This window comes from Enterobacter cloacae complex sp. ECC445 (assembly GCF_021892025.1).
Taxonomy (GTDB): Bacteria; Pseudomonadota; Gammaproteobacteria; order Enterobacterales; family Enterobacteriaceae; genus Enterobacter; species Enterobacter chengduensis.
This window is the reverse complement of the sequence record NZ_JAKLRZ010000023.1, coordinates 45722-64690: the sequence shown is the minus strand read 5'-3', so window position 1 is coordinate 64690 and position 18969 is coordinate 45722. Positions and strand designations below refer to the sequence as shown.

The 18969-nt window shown below is 57.2% G+C and carries 17 protein-coding genes; 13 read left to right on the top strand and 4 right to left on the bottom strand.

The features are described from left to right. Positions 1-11 precede the first annotated feature (11 nt). The 5 genes from dnaB to L6R44_RS17690 all read left to right on the top strand — a co-directional run bounded on the left by dnaB (position 12) and on the right by L6R44_RS17690 (position 5332). Entirely contained in the window at positions 12-1424 is a 1413-nt protein-coding gene (gene dnaB, locus L6R44_RS17710; protein ID WP_023310046.1) for a replicative DNA helicase, read from the top strand. 16 nt (positions 1425-1440) lie between these two features. Continuing rightward, entirely contained in the window at positions 1441-2520 is a 1080-nt protein-coding gene (gene alr / locus L6R44_RS17705; protein WP_237424958.1) for an alanine racemase, read from the top strand. A 119-nt stretch (positions 2521-2639) separates the two neighbouring features. Further along, positions 2640-3833, top strand: a complete 1194-nt coding sequence (tyrB, locus tag L6R44_RS17700; protein ID WP_237424957.1) for an aromatic amino acid transaminase — start codon at positions 2640-2642, stop codon at positions 3831-3833. A 268-nt stretch (positions 3834-4101) separates the two neighbouring features. Further along, positions 4102-4815, top strand: a complete 714-nt coding sequence (gene aphA, locus L6R44_RS17695) for an acid phosphatase AphA (RefSeq protein WP_032644707.1) — start codon at positions 4102-4104, stop codon at positions 4813-4815. A gap of 163 nt (positions 4816-4978) precedes the next feature. Beyond that, the gene (locus L6R44_RS17690; protein WP_237424956.1) at positions 4979-5332 is read left to right on the top strand and encodes an MmcQ/YjbR family DNA-binding protein; all 354 of its coding nucleotides are present in this window, start codon (positions 4979-4981) and stop codon (positions 5330-5332) included. A 3-nt stretch (positions 5333-5335) separates the two neighbouring features. Here the strand turns inward: L6R44_RS17690 and uvrA are convergent, their stop codons facing one another. After that, positions 5336-8158, bottom strand: a complete 2823-nt coding sequence (uvrA, locus tag L6R44_RS17685; RefSeq protein WP_223562182.1) for an excinuclease ABC subunit UvrA — start codon at positions 8156-8158, stop codon at positions 5336-5338. Between the two features lie 250 nt (positions 8159-8408). On the opposite strand from uvrA, the gene ssb1 reads away from it, so the two are divergent. Further along, positions 8409-8939, top strand: coding sequence for a single-stranded DNA-binding protein SSB1 (ssb1, locus tag L6R44_RS17680; protein WP_023310055.1), 531 nt, complete (start codon positions 8409-8411; stop codon positions 8937-8939). Between the two features lie 62 nt (positions 8940-9001). On the opposite strand, the gene L6R44_RS17675 is transcribed toward ssb1, so the two are convergent. Then, on the bottom strand, positions 9002-9283 hold the full coding sequence (locus L6R44_RS17675; RefSeq protein ID WP_032644710.1) for a YjcB family protein: 282 nt from the start codon (positions 9281-9283) through the stop codon (positions 9002-9004). A gap of 559 nt (positions 9284-9842) precedes the next feature. Here L6R44_RS17675 and L6R44_RS17670 point away from each other — a divergent pair. Beyond that, positions 9843-11408: an EAL domain-containing protein gene (locus L6R44_RS17670; protein WP_032644711.1), complete on the top strand. Its 1566-nt coding sequence runs from the start codon at positions 9843-9845 to the stop codon at positions 11406-11408. Between the two features lie 6 nt (positions 11409-11414). Here the strand turns inward: L6R44_RS17670 and soxS are convergent, their stop codons facing one another. Beyond that, positions 11415-11741, bottom strand: a complete 327-nt coding sequence (soxS, locus tag L6R44_RS17665; protein ID WP_013095071.1) for a superoxide response transcriptional regulator SoxS — start codon at positions 11739-11741, stop codon at positions 11415-11417. Between the two features lie 98 nt (positions 11742-11839). Here soxS and soxR point away from each other — a divergent pair, with 98 nt between their 5' ends. The 4 genes from soxR to L6R44_RS17645 all read left to right on the top strand — a co-directional run bounded on the left by soxR (position 11840) and on the right by L6R44_RS17645 (position 16780). Next, positions 11840-12298 (top strand): redox-sensitive transcriptional activator SoxR, encoded by a 459-nt coding sequence (gene soxR / locus L6R44_RS17660; RefSeq protein ID WP_023331806.1) that lies wholly within the window; start codon positions 11840-11842, stop codon positions 12296-12298. A 368-nt stretch (positions 12299-12666) separates the two neighbouring features. After that, entirely contained in the window at positions 12667-13338 is a 672-nt protein-coding gene (locus tag L6R44_RS17655; RefSeq protein ID WP_237424955.1) for a glutathione S-transferase family protein, read from the top strand. A gap of 295 nt (positions 13339-13633) precedes the next feature. Further along, entirely contained in the window at positions 13634-14983 is a 1350-nt protein-coding gene (gene ghxP / locus L6R44_RS17650; RefSeq protein WP_032644713.1) for a guanine/hypoxanthine transporter GhxP, read from the top strand. A 150-nt stretch (positions 14984-15133) separates the two neighbouring features. Continuing rightward, positions 15134-16780 carry a Na+/H+ antiporter gene (locus L6R44_RS17645; RefSeq protein ID WP_032644714.1) on the top strand — a complete coding sequence of 549 codons (1647 nt, stop codon included), beginning with the start codon at positions 15134-15136 and terminating at the stop codon, positions 16778-16780. 76 nt (positions 16781-16856) lie between these two features. Here the strand turns inward: L6R44_RS17645 and L6R44_RS17640 are convergent, their stop codons facing one another. After that, entirely contained in the window at positions 16857-17744 is an 888-nt protein-coding gene (locus L6R44_RS17640) for a LysR family transcriptional regulator (protein ID WP_032644715.1), read from the bottom strand. Positions 17745-17846: 102 nt separating this feature from the next. Here L6R44_RS17640 and L6R44_RS17635 point away from each other — a divergent pair, with 102 nt between their 5' ends. Both L6R44_RS17635 and L6R44_RS17630 read left to right on the top strand, forming a co-directional pair. After that, positions 17847-18257, top strand: a complete 411-nt coding sequence (locus L6R44_RS17635) for a CidA/LrgA family protein (RefSeq protein ID WP_032644716.1) — start codon at positions 17847-17849, stop codon at positions 18255-18257. Continuing rightward, positions 18250-18939: an LrgB family protein gene (locus L6R44_RS17630; protein ID WP_237424954.1), complete on the top strand. Its 690-nt coding sequence runs from the start codon at positions 18250-18252 to the stop codon at positions 18937-18939. Before L6R44_RS17635 ends, L6R44_RS17630 begins: the two co-directional genes overlap by 8 nt. Positions 18940-18969: the final 30 nt, after the last annotated feature.

Here is an 18969-nt window from a genome sequence, read left to right as displayed (position 1 = left end):
CTCCATTCACTATGGCAGGAAACAAACCCTTCAACAAACAGACTGAACCTCGCGAGCGTGATTTCCAGGTCGCAGGGTTAAAAGTCCCGCCGCACTCGATTGAAGCGGAACAGTCGGTGTTGGGCGGTTTAATGCTGGATAACGAGCGCTGGGACGACGTCGCCGAGCGCGTCGTGGCGGAAGATTTCTACACCCGCCCGCACCGCCACATCTTTACCGAAATGGCGCGTCTGCAGGAGTCGGGCAGCCCGATCGATCTGATCACGCTGGCTGAATCGCTGGAACGTCTTGGGCAGCTCGACAGCTGCGGCGGGTTTGCCTATCTGGCAGAACTGTCAAAAAACACACCAAGTGCGGCAAACATCAGCGCTTACGCCGATATCGTGCGCGAACGTGCCGTTGTCCGCGAGATGATCTCGGTGGCGAACGAGATCGCCGAAGCCGGTTTTGATCCGCAGGGTCGCACCAGCGAAGACCTGCTCGACCTTGCCGAGTCCCGCGTCTTCAAAATCGCCGAAAGCCGCGCCAACAAAGACGAAGGCCCAAAAAACATCGCCGATGTCCTCGACGCCACCGTTGCCCGTATCGAACAGCTGTTCCAGCAGCCGCACGACGGCGTCACCGGCGTGAACACCGGCTATGACGATCTCAACAAGAAAACCGCCGGCCTGCAGCCGTCGGATTTGATTATCGTCGCCGCGCGTCCGTCGATGGGTAAAACGACATTTGCGATGAACCTCGTCGAAAATGCGGCGATGCTGCAGGATAAGCCGGTACTCATCTTCAGTCTTGAGATGCCCTCCGAACAGATTATGATGCGTTCCCTGGCGTCGCTGTCGCGCGTGGACCAGACCCGCATCCGTACCGGCCAGCTCGACGATGAGGACTGGGCGCGTATCTCCGGCACCATGGGCATTCTGCTGGAAAAACGTAATATCTACATCGATGACTCCTCCGGCCTGACGCCGACGGAAGTCCGTTCCCGCGCGCGCCGTATCGCCCGCGAACACGGCGGCATCGGCCTTATCATGATCGACTACCTTCAGCTGATGCGCGTACCGTCGCTCTCCGACAACCGTACGCTGGAAATTGCAGAAATTTCCCGCTCGCTCAAGGCGTTAGCCAAAGAGCTGCACGTGCCGGTGGTGGCGCTGTCGCAGCTTAACCGCTCTCTGGAACAACGTGCCGACAAGCGCCCGGTCAACTCCGATCTGCGTGAATCCGGCTCCATCGAGCAGGATGCCGACTTAATCATGTTTATCTACCGCGATGAGGTTTATCACGAGAACAGCGACCTGAAAGGGATCGCCGAAATTATTATTGGTAAACAACGTAACGGCCCGATCGGGACGGTGCGTCTGACCTTTAACGGACAGTGGTCGCGTTTCGACAACTACGCCGGTCCTCAATATGATGATGAGTAATTTCTAAGGAATTCAAATGCAAGCGGCAACTGTAGTCATTAACCGCCGTGCTCTGCGACACAACCTGCAACGTCTGCGTGAACTGGCGCCCGCCAGCAAGCTCGTTGCAGTCGTGAAAGCGAACGCTTACGGACACGGTCTTCTTGAGACCGCGCGAACGCTCCCCGATGCCGACGCCTTTGGCGTCGCCCGTCTTGAAGAAGCCCTCCGCCTGCGCGCGGGAGGGATTACCCAACCGATTCTGCTCCTCGAAGGTTTCTTCGAAGCCGGCGATCTGCCGACCATTGCCCAGCAGCATCTTCACACGGCGGTACACAACGAAGAACAGCTGGCCGCGCTTGAAACCGCCGAGCTGAGCGAGCCGGTGACGGTGTGGATGAAGCTCGACACGGGCATGCACCGTCTGGGCGTACGTCCGGAAAGCGCGGAAGCGTTTTATCAGCGTTTATGCCAGTGCAAAAACGTGCGCCAGCCGGTGAATATTGTTAGCCACTTCGCCCGTGCCGATGAGCCCGAGTGCGGCGCGACCGAGCGGCAGCTGGATATCTTTAATACCTTCTGCGAAGGCAAGCCGGGGATGCGCTCGATTGCGGCTTCCGGTGGGATCCTGCTGTGGCCGCAGTCGCATTTCGACTGGGCGCGGCCTGGCATCATTCTTTACGGCGTGTCGCCGCTGGAGAACAGGCCCTGGGGGCCGGACTTTGGCTTTAAGCCCGTCATGTCGCTGGTTTCAAAGCTGATTGCCGTGCGTGAGCACAAAGCGGGAGAGCCGGTGGGCTATGGCGGCACCTGGACCAGCGAGCGCGACACGCGTCTCGGCGTGGTGGCGATGGGCTACGGCGACGGTTATCCGCGTGCCGCACCGTCGGGTACGCCGGTTCTGATCAACGGGCGCGAAGTGAAAATCGTCGGCCGCGTGGCGATGGATATGATTTGTGTGGATCTGGGTCCGGAAGCCCAGGATAAAGCGGGCGATGATGCGGTGCTGTGGGGGGAAGGACTGCCCGTTGAGCGCATTGCTGAAATCACCAAAGTGAGTGCTTACGAACTTATCACGCGCCTGACCTCGCGGGTGGCGATGAAATACCTTGACTGAACAGTCTGTGAAGTGAGGTTATTAACCTCACTTCAACTTTATTAACATCCTCTCGACCTTCTTCCGCTTCCGGTTTATTGTTGAAATCCCTGCCTCATCGAATTCCGGAGAACCATCGCGTGTTTCAGAAAGTTGACGCCTATGCCGGCGACCCTATCCTCTCCTTAATGGAGCGTTTCAAAGAAGATCCTCGCAGCGATAAAGTGAACCTCAGCATCGGTCTGTATTACAACGAGGAGGGCATCATTCCTCAATTAAACGCCGTTGCCGAAGCCGAAGCGCGCCTGAACGCGGCTCCACACGGCGCTTCTCTTTATCTGCCGATGGAAGGGCTGAACGCCTATCGCAACACCATTGCGCCGCTGCTGTTCGGGGTCGATCACGCGGTGCTCGCGCAAAAACGCGTGGCGACTATCCAGACGCTCGGCGGCTCGGGCGCGCTGAAGGTGGGGGCGGACTTCCTGAAAAAATACTTCCCGGATTCAGGCGTGTGGGTCAGCGATCCGACGTGGGAAAACCACGTTGCGATCTTCGAGGGCGCAGGCTTTAAGGTCGGGACCTATCCGTGGTTCGACAGCGAAACTAACGGCGTGCGCGTTGAGGCGCTGCTGGAAAAACTGCACACCCTGCCGGAGCGCAGCATTGTGCTGTTGCATCCGTGCTGCCATAACCCGACCGGGGCGGATCTCACCAATGAGCAGTGGGATGCGGTGATAGAGGTGCTGAAGGCCCGTAATCTGATCCCCTTCCTCGACATTGCCTATCAGGGCTTTGGCGCGGGTATGGAAGACGATGCCTATGCCATCCGCGCGGTGGCCAGCGCCGGGCTGCCTGCTCTGGTGAGTAACTCCTTCTCTAAAATCTTCTCCCTGTACGGCGAGCGCGTTGGCGGCCTGTCCGTGGTGTGTGAAGACGCCGAAGCGGCAAGCCGCGTGCTGGGCCAGCTGAAGGCGACGGTGCGCCGTATTTACTCCAGCCCGCCAAACTTTGGTGCGCAGGTGGTGGCGACGGTTCTCGGTGACGAAAAGCTGAAAGCCAACTGGCTCGCCGAGGTGGAATCCATGCGCAAGCGGATTCTGTCGATGCGTCAGGAGCTGGTTAACGTGCTGAAAGAGGCCGTGCCTGGGCATAACTTCGACTATCTGCTCAAGCAGCGCGGGATGTTCAGCTATACCGGACTGAGCGCGGCGCAGGTCGATCGCCTGCGCGAAGAGTTCGGCGTCTACCTGATCGCCAGCGGCCGTATGTGCGTGGCGGGCCTGAATGCCAGCAACGTTCACCGCGTAGCGCAGGCGTTTGCCGCAGTGATGTAAGTATTCACTTACTTGTATGCTATATGTAGGCCGGGTAAGGCGCAGCCGCCACCCGGCTTTTTTGTTCGCCGGTGCCGGTCATTCGCCCGGTGGCGCTTCGCTTACCGGGCCTACGCGTTTCTTCTGCGCTTTGTGATCGCCTTCTTTTTTATTCCGCTCCATAAGCAAAAACTCCTTCCCTTCACCTCCCGCTGGGGTTATGGTCGGATAGTTTTTTGACCATTCGCTCAAAATAAAACGATAACAAGCTGAATATTCAGGGGAAAATATGCGCAAGATCACACTGGCGCTCAGCGCCGCCTGCTTATTGTTCTCACTTAATAGCGCCGTCGTCGCCCGTGCTTCGGCCCCGACGCCGCTTTACACCGGCACCACCGCCGCCATGCTTGCCGAGCAGGCGCCCATTCACTGGGTTTCCGTGGCCCAAATCGAAAACAGCCTGATGGGCCGTGCGCCAATGGCCGTGGGCTTCGACATTGACGATACCGTGCTGTTCTCCAGCCCCGGCTTCTGGCGCGGTAAGAAAACGTATTCACCGGACAGCGAAGCGTATCTGAAGAACCCGGAGTTCTGGGAAAAAATGAATAACGGCTGGGACGAGTACAGCATCCCGAAAGAGGTTGCCCGCGCGCTGATTGCCATGCACGTGAAGCGCGGTGACAGCATTTATTTTGTGACCGGCCGCAGTCAGACCAAAACAGAAACCGTCTCTAAAACCCTGCAGGATGATTTCCAGATCCCGGCAGCCAGCATGAACCCGGTCATTTTTGCCGGCGACAAAGAGGGGCAAAACACCAAAACCCAGTGGCTGGAGAAGAAAAATATCAAAGTATTCTACGGCGATTCGGATAACGACATTACCGCCGCGCAGGACGTGGGAGCCAGAGGTATCAGGGTGTTACGCGCCTCTAACTCAACCTATCGACCGCTGCCGATGGCCGGAAAGTTTGGCGAAGAGGTGATCGTCAACTCCGAGTACTGAGTCCCTGGCAGCGTGTTTAACTCTTTTTTAATCAAATCTCGCTGCCGCGGGTTTTACCTTTCGTCTTCTTGCTGCACACTTAGAAAGATTCGTCTTTCATCATGGAGCATCGCATTCACGGTGGTTCGCGTAAAATTATCGCCACGCTACAAGGGGAATAAAGATGACAATTTCGGAGATACTTCAGTACTGCATGAGCAAGCCCGGCGCGGAGCAGAGCGTTCACAGCGACTGGAAAGCCACGCAGATTAAGGTGGGTGATGTGCTGTTTGCGATGGTGAAAGAGGTGGACGGCCGTCCTGCGGCGTCGCTGAAAACCAGCCCGGAACTGGCGGATTTGCTACGCCAGCAGCATGATGACGTGAGGCCGAGCAAGCATCTCAATAAGGCGCACTGGAGCACCGTCTATCTGGATGGAACGATTCCAGGCTCTCAAATTTACTACCTGGTGGACGCGTCCTATCAGCAGGCGGTTGAGCTGCTGCCGGAATCCACCCGACAGCAGCTCTCCGTGTGACAATTACAGCAACGGCTTAAGGAAGCGCGCGGTGTGCGAGGCTTCGCACTCTGCAACCGTCTCTGGCGTACCGGAGACGAGAATTTCACCGCCGCCGCTGCCGCCTTCCGGGCCGAGATCGACAATCCAGTCCGCGGTTTTAATCACGTCCAGGTTATGTTCGATGACCACGATCGTGTTGCCCTGATCGCGCAGCTGATGCAGCACGTCGAGCAGCTGCTGGATATCGGCAAAGTGCAGGCCGGTGGTCGGCTCGTCCAGAATGTAGAGCGTCTGGCCGGTGCCGCGTTTTGACAGCTCGCGCGCCAGCTTCACGCGCTGGGCTTCACCGCCGGACAGCGTGGTTGCCGACTGCCCCAGACGAATGTAGGTCAGGCCGACGTCCATCAGCGTCTGCAGCTTACGCGCCAGCGCAGGGACGGCGTCAAAGAACTCGCGCGCCTCTTCGATGGTCATGTCCAGCACTTCGTGGATGGTCTTGCCCTTGTACTTAATTTCCAGCGTTTCGCGGTTATAGCGTTTGCCTTTGCACTGGTCGCACGGGACGTAGATATCCGGCAGGAAGTGCATCTCAACCTTGATCACGCCGTCGCCCTGGCACGCTTCGCAGCGACCTCCGCGCACGTTAAAGCTGAAGCGTCCCGGCGTATACCCGCGCGAACGCGCTTCCGGCACGCCGGCAAACAGTTCGCGTACGGGCGTGAAGACGCCGGTATAGGTCGCCGGGTTAGAGCGCGGGGTTCGGCCAATCGGGCTCTGGTCAATGTCGATAACCTTATCGAAATGCTCCAGCCCCTGGATGTCGCGGTACGGCGCAGGCTCGGCCAGCGTCGCGCCGTTCAGGGCCGTCTGCGCAATCGGGAACAGGGTATCGTTGATCAGCGTCGATTTACCGGAACCGGACACGCCGGTGATACAGGTAAACAGGCCCACCGGCAGCGTCAGGGTGACGTCTTTCAGGTTGTTGCCGCGCGCGCCGGTCAGCTTCAGCACTTTTTCCGGGTCGGCCGCCACGCGCTGTTTTGGCACTTCAATCTTGCGCTTGCCGCTCATGTACTGGCCGGTCAGCGACTCGGGCACCGCCATAATGTCCTTTAGCGTCCCTTCCGCAACGACCTGACCACCGTGCACGCCTGCGCCCGGACCAATGTCGATGACGTGGTCCGCCGCGCGGATCGCATCTTCATCGTGCTCGACCACGATCACCGTGTTGCCGAGGTTGCGCAGGTGAACCAGCGTGCCGAGCAGACGCTCGTTGTCGCGCTGGTGCAGGCCGATGGACGGCTCATCCAGCACGTACATGACGCCGACCAGGCCCGCACCAATCTGGCTGGCCAGGCGGATACGCTGGGCTTCACCGCCGGAGAGCGTTTCTGCCGAGCGGGAAAGCGTCAGGTAGTTCAGGCCGACGTTCACGAGGAACTTCAGGCGATCGCCAATCTCCTTCAGCACTTTTTCGGCAATTTTCGCACGCTGGCCGGAGAGCTTCAGGTTGTTGAAGAAGTCCATCGCGTGGCCGATGCTCATGTCCGAGATGGTCGGCAGCGCCGTGTTTTCCACAAACACGTGGCGCGCTTCGCGACGCAGGCGCGTGCCCTCGCAGGTGGCGCAGGAGCGGTTGCTGATGAACTTCGCCAGCTCCTCGCGCACCGCGCTGGACTCGGTCTCTTTGTAGCGGCGCTCCATGTTGTGCAGCACCCCTTCGAACGGGTGGCGACGCACGGAGGTATCGCCGCGATCGTTCATGTATTTGAACTCGATGTTCTCTTTACCGGAACCGAACAGGATCACTTTGTGCACGTTCGCACTCAGGCTCGCCCACGGCGCTTCAACGTCGAACTTGTAGTGCTCTGCCAGCGACTTCAGCATCTGGAAGTAATAGAAGTTACGCTTGTCCCAGCCGCGAATGGCCCCGCCCGCCAGCGACAGCTCCGGGTTCTGGATCACACGGTCCGGGTCGAAATACTGCTGCACGCCCAGGCCGTCACACGTCGGGCACGCGCCCGCCGGGTTGTTAAAGGAGAACAGGCGCGGTTCCAGCTCGCGCATGCTGTAGCCGCAAATCGGGCAGGCAAAGTTGGCGGAGAAGAGCAGCTCTTCCGCTTTCGGGTCGTCCATGTCGGAGACCACGGCCGTGCCGCCGGAGAGTTCCAGCGCCGTTTCGAACGATTCCGCCAGGCGCGTGGCGAGATCGTCGCGCACCTTGAAGCGGTCAATCACGACTTCAATGGTGTGCTTCTTCTGCAGTTCCAGCTTGGGCGGATCCGACAGGTCGCACACTTCGCCGTCGATACGGGCGCGGATGTAGCCCTGGCTTGCCAGGTTTTCCAGCGTTTTGGTGTGTTCACCCTTACGCTCTTTAATGATCGGCGCCAGCAGCATCAGGCGTTTGCCTTCCGGCTGCGACAGCACGTTATCCACCATCTGGCTCACGGTCTGTGCCGCCAGCGGGACGTCGTGGTCCGGGCAGCGCGGTTCGCCGACGCGTGCATACAGCAGACGCAGGTAGTCATGGATTTCGGTAATGGTACCGACCGTTGAACGCGGGTTATGCGAGGTGGACTTCTGCTCAATAGAGATAGCAGGCGACAACCCTTCGATATGGTCGACATCCGGTTTTTCCATCAGCGACAGGAACTGACGCGCGTACGCAGAGAGCGACTCAACGTAACGACGCTGTCCTTCGGCATACAAGGTGTCGAAAGCCAGTGAGGATTTGCCAGACCCCGAAAGCCCGGTCACGACAATGAGCTTGTCGCGAGGGATTATGAGGTTGATATTCTTGAGATTGTGGGTGCGGGCGCCCCGAACTTCGATCTTATCCATTCACCTTTCCCGGTTGGAACACGGATTGCCTGGTTTGTTTGAAGGACAAACGGCTGTCAGAAACGGCTAATTATGACACAATTTGACCTGTTTGAATATACAGTATTGGAATGCATTTTCTGATTCGCTGTGTAACAATGTCGAGTTGCGGGAGAACTCTGGAACGTGCTACGCAACTATCAAAGTGCAGCATGGAAATGGTACACTCGCGCGTTTACACTATTAAGAAACGTATTCAGGAGACACGAACATGGCCAGCAGAGGCGTAAACAAGGTGATTCTCGTCGGTAATCTGGGCCAGGACCCGGAAGTACGCTACATGCCGAGTGGTGGCGCAGTTGCCAACATTACGCTGGCTACTTCCGAATCCTGGCGTGATAAAGCGACCGGTGAGATGAAAGAGCAGACCGAATGGCACCGCGTTGTGCTGTTTGGCAAACTGGCCGAAGTGGCTGGTGAGTATCTGCGTAAAGGTTCTCAGGTCTATATTGAAGGCCAGCTGCGTACCCGCAAATGGACCGATCAGTCCGGCGCTGAGAAGTACACCACTGAAGTGGTGGTGAACGTGGGCGGCACCATGCAGATGCTGGGTGGCCGTCAGGGCGGTGGCGCACCGGCTGGTGGCGGTCAGAGCCAGCAGCAGGGTGGTTGGGGTCAGCCTCAGCAGCCGCAGGGCGGCAACCAGTTCAGCGGCGGCGCGCAGTCTCGTCCGCAGCAGCAGTCAGCCCCGGCACCGTCTAACGAACCGCCAATGGATTTCGACGACGACATTCCGTTCTGATTTCCGCGTGCTTGAAACAAAAAACCCAGACTATCGTCTGGGTTTTTTTATTCCGTCAGGGATCAGGTAATCACCATCGGCCAGTCTGGTGGCGTGTGGCTCATCGCCTCAACCATCACCACTTTAATATTTTCCCAGACGGCAGCGATATCCACCAGGGTGATCCCAAGCAGACCCGTTGCAAACCAGCAGGCAGCCCCCAGACCCAGCAGGGTGCTGATCACCGCAAGACCGGCATAGTCAGATTTACGAAACTGAATGTTCAGCGTGCTGGCCAAAAACATCAGTACCGCACTCAACAAAGGCCAGCGCAGGAGAACCATGCTGGTAGTAATGGCTGCCATAAACCCATCCTCTACAAAACAGACGACCTGAATGAAACGGTGTTTCTCGTTACAGAGTATGTGTGAACTATATCACATTTGTTGATTTATTCGCCAGTATCTGAGCAATCAAAAAAGAGGATTTTATTCCTCAGGAAAGAAGATTGCGCAGGCGGACCCTGCCTTCAACGCGTGAGGTGACGGATCGACAACGTGCCGTAAACGCCCATCGGGCAAGTGGCGATAACTCAAATTCGGTTTTTATTAGAAGGGTATTATTCGCAGCCGAACCTGAGAATATTGCGGTAAAGACTGATTATTTATAAATCAACAATGGTCTGTTGTGTTATCTTCGCGCCAGCCCTGGTGGGCTGGATAATTATTTCCCTTAATTGAAACGGAACGAATACTCACAGTTTAACTTACGGGAAAATATTATCGTCATAACGAAATTTAAGAATTTTAATACTAAAAGTCAGTTGCTAACTTCGCATGATTCATGCAACGTAATCACCTGTTTAACAAAGCATCCGGCCTTCATTACTACAGGCGTACAACATGCAGGGATATAGGGCGGGAAATGAATCGTAGCGCGCGGCGCAAAATGCTCAGGGTGGTAGGGATCATCATGGTAGTTATGCTGCCGGTGATGCTTGCACTATGGTTTGCCCAGCTGCGTGCCGTGTCGGAAACAAGCGCCCAGCTACGCACATTTGCTGAACTGGCTTTAGACAAAACTGAGCTTGTTATTCAACAGGTTGACCTGGCGCGGGACGAGGCTGAAAAATATCAGGGTGAGCTTTGTACGCCGGGACACCGTCAATATATGCTGAACGTTGTTCGTGGCCGCCTGTTTGTCGCCGATTTAATTTACGCTGAAGGTGAGCATTTTCTTTGTTCGACCGTTTTTACACCGGATCGCCCCTACGCCATTCCCGCCGCTAATTACACGCGTAAACCTGATGTCGCTATCTATTATTATCGCGATACCCCATTTTATACTGGTTATAAAATGACATATATGCAGCGTGGAAATTATGTGGTGGTCGTCAATCCGCTTTCATACAGTGAAGTCATGTCCGCGGATCATTCTCTTTCATGGGGGGTGTATGACACGGTAACCAACGCTTTCTTTTCCGTCAGCCAGAAAGCCAATGTTTCTTTATTAAATTCGATGATTCGGGATAAGGAATCGGTATTTCAAAAAGATAACCGTTTCTATACCGTCGTGAAATCGCCAAAACGGCCTATTGCCGCTATCGTGTCGACGTCAAATAAACGTTTTTATGAAACGCTCTATCATCAGGCGACGTTGACGCTGCCGCTGGGGATGATTTGCAGCATTATTATTTTGCTGGTCTGGTCCCGCACCCACCGCGAACTTAATTCGCCGGGGCGTCTGCTGCACCGGGCGCTGAACAAACGCCAGCTTTGCCTGCATTATCAGCCGATTATTGATATTAAGAATAACCAGTGCGTGGGGGCAGAGGCATTGTTACGCTGGCCGGGTTTTAACGGACAGGTGATGAGCCCGGCGGAGTTTATTCCGCTGGCGGAAAATGAGGGGATGAGCGAGCGGATTACGGACTACGTCGTTGAGGAGGTATTCAACGATCTGGGCCATTTCCTGGCCGAGCATCCGCATCTCTATATTTCGATTAACCTGTCGGCGACGGATTTCCACTCCTCGCGGCTGATCGCCATGATTTCCGACAAGGCCCGCCACTACGCCGTCCGCGCGCAGCAAATCAAAATCGAGGTGACGGAACGCGGTTTTATCGATGTGCCTAAAACCACGCCGGTGATTCAGGCTTTCCGGCAGGCGGGGTATGAAGTCGCCATCGATGATTTCGGAACCGGTTACTCGAACCTGCACAACCTCTATTCGCTGAACGTGGATATTTTGAAAATCGATAAATCGTTTATCGATACCTTAACGACCAACAGCACCAGCCACCTGATCGCCGAACATATTATCGAGATGGCGCAAAGCCTGCGGCTGAAAACCATTGCGGAAGGGGTAGAGACGGCAGAGCAGGTGAGCTGGCTGTTGAAGCGCGGCGTCCAGTTTTGTCAGGGATGGCACTTCGCGAAAGCGATGCCGCCCCAGGAATTTATGACCTGGCAGCAGCAGCCTTTGCACTGAGGGTGATTAATTCAGCTGGTGGCGATAGTCGCTCGGCGTGCGGTCAAACTCGCGGCGAAACACGCGGGAAAAGGTTTGTTGCGACACATAGCCCAGATCCATCGCGATATCAAAAATGGGCCGCTGCGTTGAGCGTAGCGCCTGCGCCGCCAGCAGCAGCCTGCGCTGGCGAATGTACTCACCCAGCGTTTGATGCATGACCGTGCGGAACATTCTCTGTAAATACCATTTCGAATAGCCCGACTTTTTCGCGACCACATCAATGTTCAACGGTTGGTCGATATGTTCATCAATCCATTCAATAAGCGTCTGAATAATTTGCTGATGCGACATAAGGTTGCCCCTCTGTAGATACAACTATCTCGGTTAATTCGTCGTTTTCTCTGCGGGGGAGTATAATTCCTCAAGTTAACTTGAGGTAAAGAGGTTTTATGGAAAAGAGATTGCCGCGCATTAAAGCGCTGTTAACCCCCGGTGAAGTCGCGAAGCGAAGCGGCGTTGCGGTATCGGCGCTCCACTTTTATGAAAGCAAAGGGTTAATTAAGAGTATCCGTAACGGGGGCAACCAGCGTCGCTATACCCGCGACGTGCTGCGCTACGTGGCGATTATTAAAATTGCGCAACGAATCGGAATTCCCCTGGCCACGATCGGCGAGGCATTTGGCGTGCTGCCGGAAGGCCACACGCTGAGCCCGAAGGAGTGGAAAGAGCTGTCGTCCCAGTGGCGTGAAGAGCTGGACAGGCGTATTCATACGCTGGTCGCCCTGCGTGACGAGCTGGATGGCTGCATTGGCTGCGGCTGCCTGTCGCGTAGCGACTGCCCGCTGCGTAACCCCGGCGACAGGCTGGGCGAGCAGGGGACGGGGGCGCGGCTGCTGGAAGAGGATTGAGACGGTGCGGTCTGTTTGTCGGGTGGCGGCTGCGCCTTACCCGACCTACAAAACCGAAAACGTAGGCCGGGTAAGCGAAGCGCCACCCGGCAAAAAGCATCATAAAGAACTAAAGCGCCACAAAGGGCGCTTTAGTTTTTCCCGGTCTTTGTCTTTCTCTCTATCCCGCTGGTTCACGGGAGGGTTTCCCCCGACATCAGCACCCCTCAGTGTCGAGCTGGTTGGGGAGGTTCCGGATTGTGCTGACACTTTAAGTCTATGCAAGGCCCGTTTTTTCGCCAGCGGCGCTGACCGGTTTTTAGCCGAATTTTTTTCGCGGTGTTGTTCAATTTTCTATAGTTAAAAAGTATGAATAACAGGAGAAAGCCATGCTCACGGTACACCACCTAAACCAGTCGCGTTCGCACCGCGTAATCTGGGCGCTTGAAGAACTCAACCTGCCTTATGAGATCGTTCACTACCAGCGCGAAAAGAACATGCTGGCACCGGAGGCGCTCAAAAAGGTGCATCCGTTGGGCAAATCACCGGTCATCGAAGATAACGGACTGATCCTTGCGGAGTCGGGCGCAATCCTGGAGTACCTGCAGGAAACGTACGACGCCGAGTCGCGCCTTAAGCCTCTGGATCCGGCGCATAAGGTGCAGTACCGCTTCTGGCTGCACTACGCCGAAGGCTCGCTGATGCCGCTGCTGTTAATGAAGCTGGTCTTCAACAGCCTCGGCAAGCCGCCCGTGCCGTTTGGTATCCGAACCCTGGGGAAAGCGCTGGGGCAGGGGGTGCAGAAAGCGTACCTCAACCGCCAGCTGGAAACCCATGCGCGCTTTATTGAGTCGCACCTTGCTAAAAACAGCTGGTTTGCCGGGGATTCGCTCAGCATGGCCGACATTCAGATGAGCTTCCCGATCTTTGCCCTGCTGGCGCGCGGCGGTATCCACAACCTGCCGCATACTCAGGCATGGAAGGCAATGGTCGAGACCCGCCCCGGCTGGCAAAGAACCCTGGAACAGGGTGGGCCTTTATCCATTCCGGGTGAGGACTGAAAATGTAAACAAATTGCGCATAGACGATAACGTTTGCGCATCCTCTGTTTATTTCTTCAGCGTCATAAGGGAATTTTAGCGAAAAACGATAAAGTTCAGTTGAAAAGGGCGGGGATTAGGCTAGATAATCGTTTGCCTTAATTTGACCACCCGTTTGTAAGCGCGGAGCTAAACGTTTGCTTTTTTTGTGACGCCCTTTCGTCACAAACGCAACACAAGGATTTGACGTTCAGCTGGCAGTGGCGTCTCCACCTCGCTTACGAACTTTCTAAAAAACTCTCAGGGGATGTTTTCTATGTCTACGCCATCTGCGCGTACCGGCGGTTCACTTGACGCCATGTTTAAAATTTCGGCTCGCGGCAGCACCGTGCGCCAGGAAATCGTTGCCGGTTTGACAACGTTTCTGGCGATGGTTTATTCCGTCATCGTTGTGCCGGGCATGCTGGGCAAAGCGGGCTTCCCGCCAGCGGCTGTGTTTGTGGCGACCTGCCTCGTGGCTGGCGTGGGCTCCATCGTGATGGGCCTGTGGGCGAACCTGCCGCTGGCAATTGGTTGCGCCATCTCTCTGACCGCGTTCACCGCGTTCAGCCTGGTGCTGGGCCAGCACATCAGCGTACCGGTTGCGCTGGGTGCCGTGTTCCTGATGGGTGTGCTGTTTACCGTGATTTCAGCGACGGGCATCCGCAGCTGGATTTTGCGCAATCTGCCGCAGGGCGTGGCGCACGGTACCGGTATCGGTATCGGCCTGTTCCTGTTGCTTATCGCCGCCAACGGCGTTGGTCTGGTTATCAAGAATCCGCTGGACGGTCTGCCGGTCGCCCTCGGTCATTTCGCCAGCTTCCCGGTGATCATGTCGCTGATCGGTCTGGCGGTGATTATCGGTCTGGAAAAACTGAAGGTCCCTGGCGGTATTCTGCTGACCATTATCGGCGTTTCCATTATCGGCCTGATTTTCGACCCTAACGTCCACTTCTCCGGCATTTTCGCCATGCCGTCGCTGAGCGATGACAAAGGCAACTCCCTGATTGGCAGCCTGGATATCGTTGGCGCGCTGAACCCGGTGATCCTGCCGAGCGTGCTGGCGCTGGTGATGACCGCCGTGTTTGACGCGACCGGTACCATTCGTGCGGTGGCCGGTCAGGCGAACCTGCTGGATAAAGACGGTCAGATTATTGACGGCGGCAAAGCGCTGACCACCGACTCCCTGAGCAGCGTCTTCTCTGGCCTGGTGGGCGCGGCGCCTGCGGCGGTGTATATCGAATCCGCAGCGGGTACGGCGGCAGGCGGCAAAACCGGCCTGACGGCGATCACCGTGGGCGTGCTGTTCATGCTGATCCTGTTCCTCTCTCCGCTCTCCTATCTGGTTCCGGCGTATGCGACCGCGCCAGCGCTGATGTACGTTGGCCTGCTGATGCTGAGCAACGTGGCGAAAATCGACTTTGCGGATTTCGTGGACGCGATGTCTGGCCTGATTACCGCGGTCTTCATCGTGCTGACCTGTAACATCGTGACCGGCATTATGATCGGCTTCGCGTCGCTGGTGATTGGTCGTCTGGTCTCCGGTGAATGGCGCAAGCTGAACGTGGGCACCGTTGTGATTGCCGTTGCGCTGGTGGCGTTCTACGCGGGCGGCTGGGCAATCTAAGTTGTCCTTTGATGCGAAAACGGGTGGCTCAGGCCGCCCGTTTTTATTTTCAGGACTCATCCTGTTGCCTTTTGCGTTACTCTGGGGAAGATAGAATAAAAGGCACGACGCCTTCCGGAGTACATAAGCAACACAGCAAACAGGGAACGCATGGAAATCTTCTTCACAATACTCATCATGACCCTTGTGGTCTCGCTATCCGGGGTGGTTACACGCGTACTGCCCTTTCAGGTCCCCCTGCCATTAATGCAAATTGCCATCGGCGCGCTGCTGGCGTGGCCGACGTTTGGCCTGCACGTGGAATTTGACCCCGAACTGTTCCTCGTGCTGTTCATTCCGCCGCTGCTGTTTGCCGATGGCTGGAAAACGCCCACGCGCGAATTCCTTGAGCACGGGCGAGAAATCTTCGGCCTGGCGCTGGCGCTGGTGGTGGTCACCGTCGTCGGGATCGGTTTTCTGATCTACTGGACGGTACCGGGTATTCCTTTAATACCGGCTTTTGCGCTGGCCGCCGTGCTGTCGCCAACCGATGCCGTGGCGCTGTCCGGCATTGTGGGTGAAGGCCGTATTCCGAAGAAAATCATGGGGATTTTACAGGGTGAGGCGCTGATGAACGACGCCTCCGGCCTGGTCGCCCTGAAGTTTGCCGTGGCCGTTGCGATGGGCACGATGGTCTTTACCGTCGGCGGCGCGACCCTGGAGTTCTTCAAGGTGGCGATTGGCGGTATTCTGGCGGGCTTCGTGGTGAGCTGGCTGTACGGCCGCTCGCTGCGCTTCCTCAGCCGCTGGGGCGGCGATGAGCCTGCTACCCAGATCGTACTGCTGTTCCTGCTGCCGTTCGCCTCTTATCTGATTGCTGAACATATCGGCGTGTCGGGCATTCTGGCGGCAGTGGCGGCAGGGATGACCATCACCCGTTCCGGCGTAATGCGCCGCGCGCCGCTGGCCATGCGCCTGCGCGCCAACAGCACCTGGGCGATGCTGGAGTTCGTCTTTAATGGCATGGTATTCCTGCTGCTGGGCCTGCAGCTGCCGGGCATTATGGAATCCTCGCTGGTGGCGGCCGAAGCCGACCCGAACGTTGAGGTCTGGATGCTGTTTACCGACGTCGTGCTGATCTACCTGGCGCTGATGCTGGTGCGTTTTGGCTGGCTGTGGACGATGAAAAACTTCAGCGTGCGCTTCCTGAAGAAAAAGCCGATGGAGTTCGGCTCGTGGACAACGCGTGAGCTGCTGATCGCCTCTTTTGCGGGCGTTCGCGGGGCGATCACCCTTGCCGGTGTGCTCTCCATTCCGCTGCTGCTGCCGACGGGCGACGTCTTCCCGGCGCGCTACGAGCTGGTCTTCCTGGCGGCGGGCGTGATTCTGTTCTCCCTGTTTGTTGGGGTGATTATGCTGCCAATTTTACTTCAGCATATTGATGCCGGTGATTCGACCCAACAGCATAAAGAGGAGCGGATTGCCCGGGCGGCCACCGCCGAAGTGGCGATTGTCGCGATCCAGAAAATGGAGGAACGTCTGGCCGCGGATGCGGAAGAGAACATCGACAACCAGCTGCTGACGGAAGTGAGTTCCCGGGTGATTGGTAACCTGCGCCGCCGCGCGGACGGGCGTAACGATGTGGAAAGCTCGCTGCAGGAGGAGAACCTGGAGCGCCGGTTCCGCCTGGCGGCGCTGCGCTCAGAGCGTGCCGAACTGTACCACCTGCGCGCCACGCGCCAGATCAGCAACGAAACGCTGCAAAAGCTTCTGCACGATCTGGACCTGCTGGAAGCGCTGTTGATAGAGAATCAGTAGCGCTGTTTTGCCGGGTGGCGGCTTTGCCTTACCCGGCCTACGTGCTCGATCGGTTCCCTCTCCCTGTGGGAGAGGGTTAGGGTGAGGGCACCCAAAACCCCTTACAGCACTCGAGCCACGCCTGCGCGCTCTGTGACAAATAGACCCCTTCACGCCAGATCATCCCCAGCTGCCAGTGCAGTTCGCTCTCCAGCGGGATCCAGCGCAGCGTGTTTTTATCCAGCCGCTCGCAAATCGGCTGCGGCAGAATGGCAATCCCCACGCCGGCCTGCACCATCGCCGCCAGGAAGTCCCACTGTCCGCTGCGCACCGCAATGCGCGGCTTCACGTTATGCTGGTTGAACAGCGTCATCAGCTGACGGCTTAAGGCGAAGTCTTCGTTGTAGATCAGCAGGGGATGTTCGCCGAGCAGTTCGGGCTTCACCGAGTCAATCTTCAGCCAGTCGCCGGAGCGTGGTACCAGGACGCAGAGCGGATGGCTAAACAGCGGCAGGGTCGCCAGACCGCTCTCTTCCTCCACGGGAAGGGCGGTCATTGCGACGTCGAGCTCGCCGTTGGTGACGGCCTGCTGGACGGTTAATCCACCAAATTCCGAAATCTTCAGCTCAACGCCGGGATAACGCTGGCGAAACAGGCTAATCGGCCCGGCCATCATCATCCCCACCATGGGAGGAATGCCGAGGCGAAGCACCCCTTTGGTCAGATGATTAATATCGCCCAGCTCCGCTTCCAGCTGGCGGAACTCCGCCAGAATCGCCAGCCCGCGTTCGAACACCACGCGTCCGGTATCGGTCAGCAACAGCTTGCGCCCGTCGCGGATCAGCAGGGTGCAGTTCAGTTCATCCTCGAGGTTTTTCAGCATCTTGCTGATGGTTGGCTGGGTAACGAACAACTTCTCCGCTGCGCGGGTAAAACTTTGCTGGCGAACCACCTCGACAAAATAGCGCAGCGTTCTTATGTCCATGATTATTCCTCGAAACTATACCTGTGATGATTTTAATTCATTTCAGTCCATACCGTACGCTCACTATACTGGCGCCTCGTCTCATTTTTGAGGAAAACCCCCATGGCCGTGGCGTTAAGCCGTGTTACGCCTGCCGTTGTACAACGACTCCAGGTCCCTGTTCAGGTACTGCTCTACGCGGGACTGTTTGTTTTCGCCGAATATCTGGTCGGCTGGCTGCATCTGCCGCTGCCCGCCAATCTTGTCGGGATGCTGCTGATGCTGACGCTTATTCTGTGCCGCGTGATCCCCCTCAGCTGGGTGCGCGCCGGGGCGCGCTGGCTGCTGGCGGAGATGCTGCTGTTCTTTGTCCCTGCCGTGGTGGCGGTGGTGAACTATGCGCAGCTGCTGATGGTAGACGGCTGGCGGATCTTTGCGGTTATCGCGCTGAGTACGCTGATGGTGCTGGGGGCGACCGCCTGGGTGGTGGATAAAGTGTATCGCTTTGAAATCAGCAGGCACAAACATGACTAATTTTCAGATCAGCATCCTGTGCCTGATTGCGACGCTGGGCATCTATTTTGCCAACAAGCGGCTGTATCGTCGTTTTCATGCCCTGCCGCTGATGCCGCTGGTCTTCACGCCGATCCTGCTGGTGATGATGCTGGTCTTCGGCCACATATCCTGGCAAAACTACATCGGTGAATCCCACTGGCTGCTGTGGCTGCTCGGCCCGGCGACCATCGCGTTTGCCGTTCCCGTTTATGACAACCTGGCGATCATCAAACGCCACTGGATGTCGCTCAGCGCGGGCGTACTCACCGCCACGGTGGTGGCGGTGTGCAGCTCCGTCTGGCTGGCCCGGCTGTTTACGCTGTCCGATGAAATTCAGCGCAGCCTGGCCGTCCGTTCGGTGACGACGCCGTTTGCGCTGGCCGCGGCGAAACCGCTCGGCGGGCAGCCGGACCTGGTGGCGCTGTTTGTGGTTGTGACGGGCGTCTTTGGGATGGCGGTTGGCGATATGCTCTTTCTGAGGCTGTCTATTCGGGAAGGGATGGCGAAAGGCGCGGGGTTTGGCGCGGCGTCGCACGGCGCGGGCACGGCGCGTTCGTATGAGCTGGGTCAGCAGGAAGGCGTGGTGGCAAGTCTGGTGATGATGCTCTCTGGCGTGACGATGGTGCTTATCGCACCGCTGGTGGCGTGGGTGATGTTTTAAGCTCCCCGGCCGTAATGGCCGGGGAGAAAG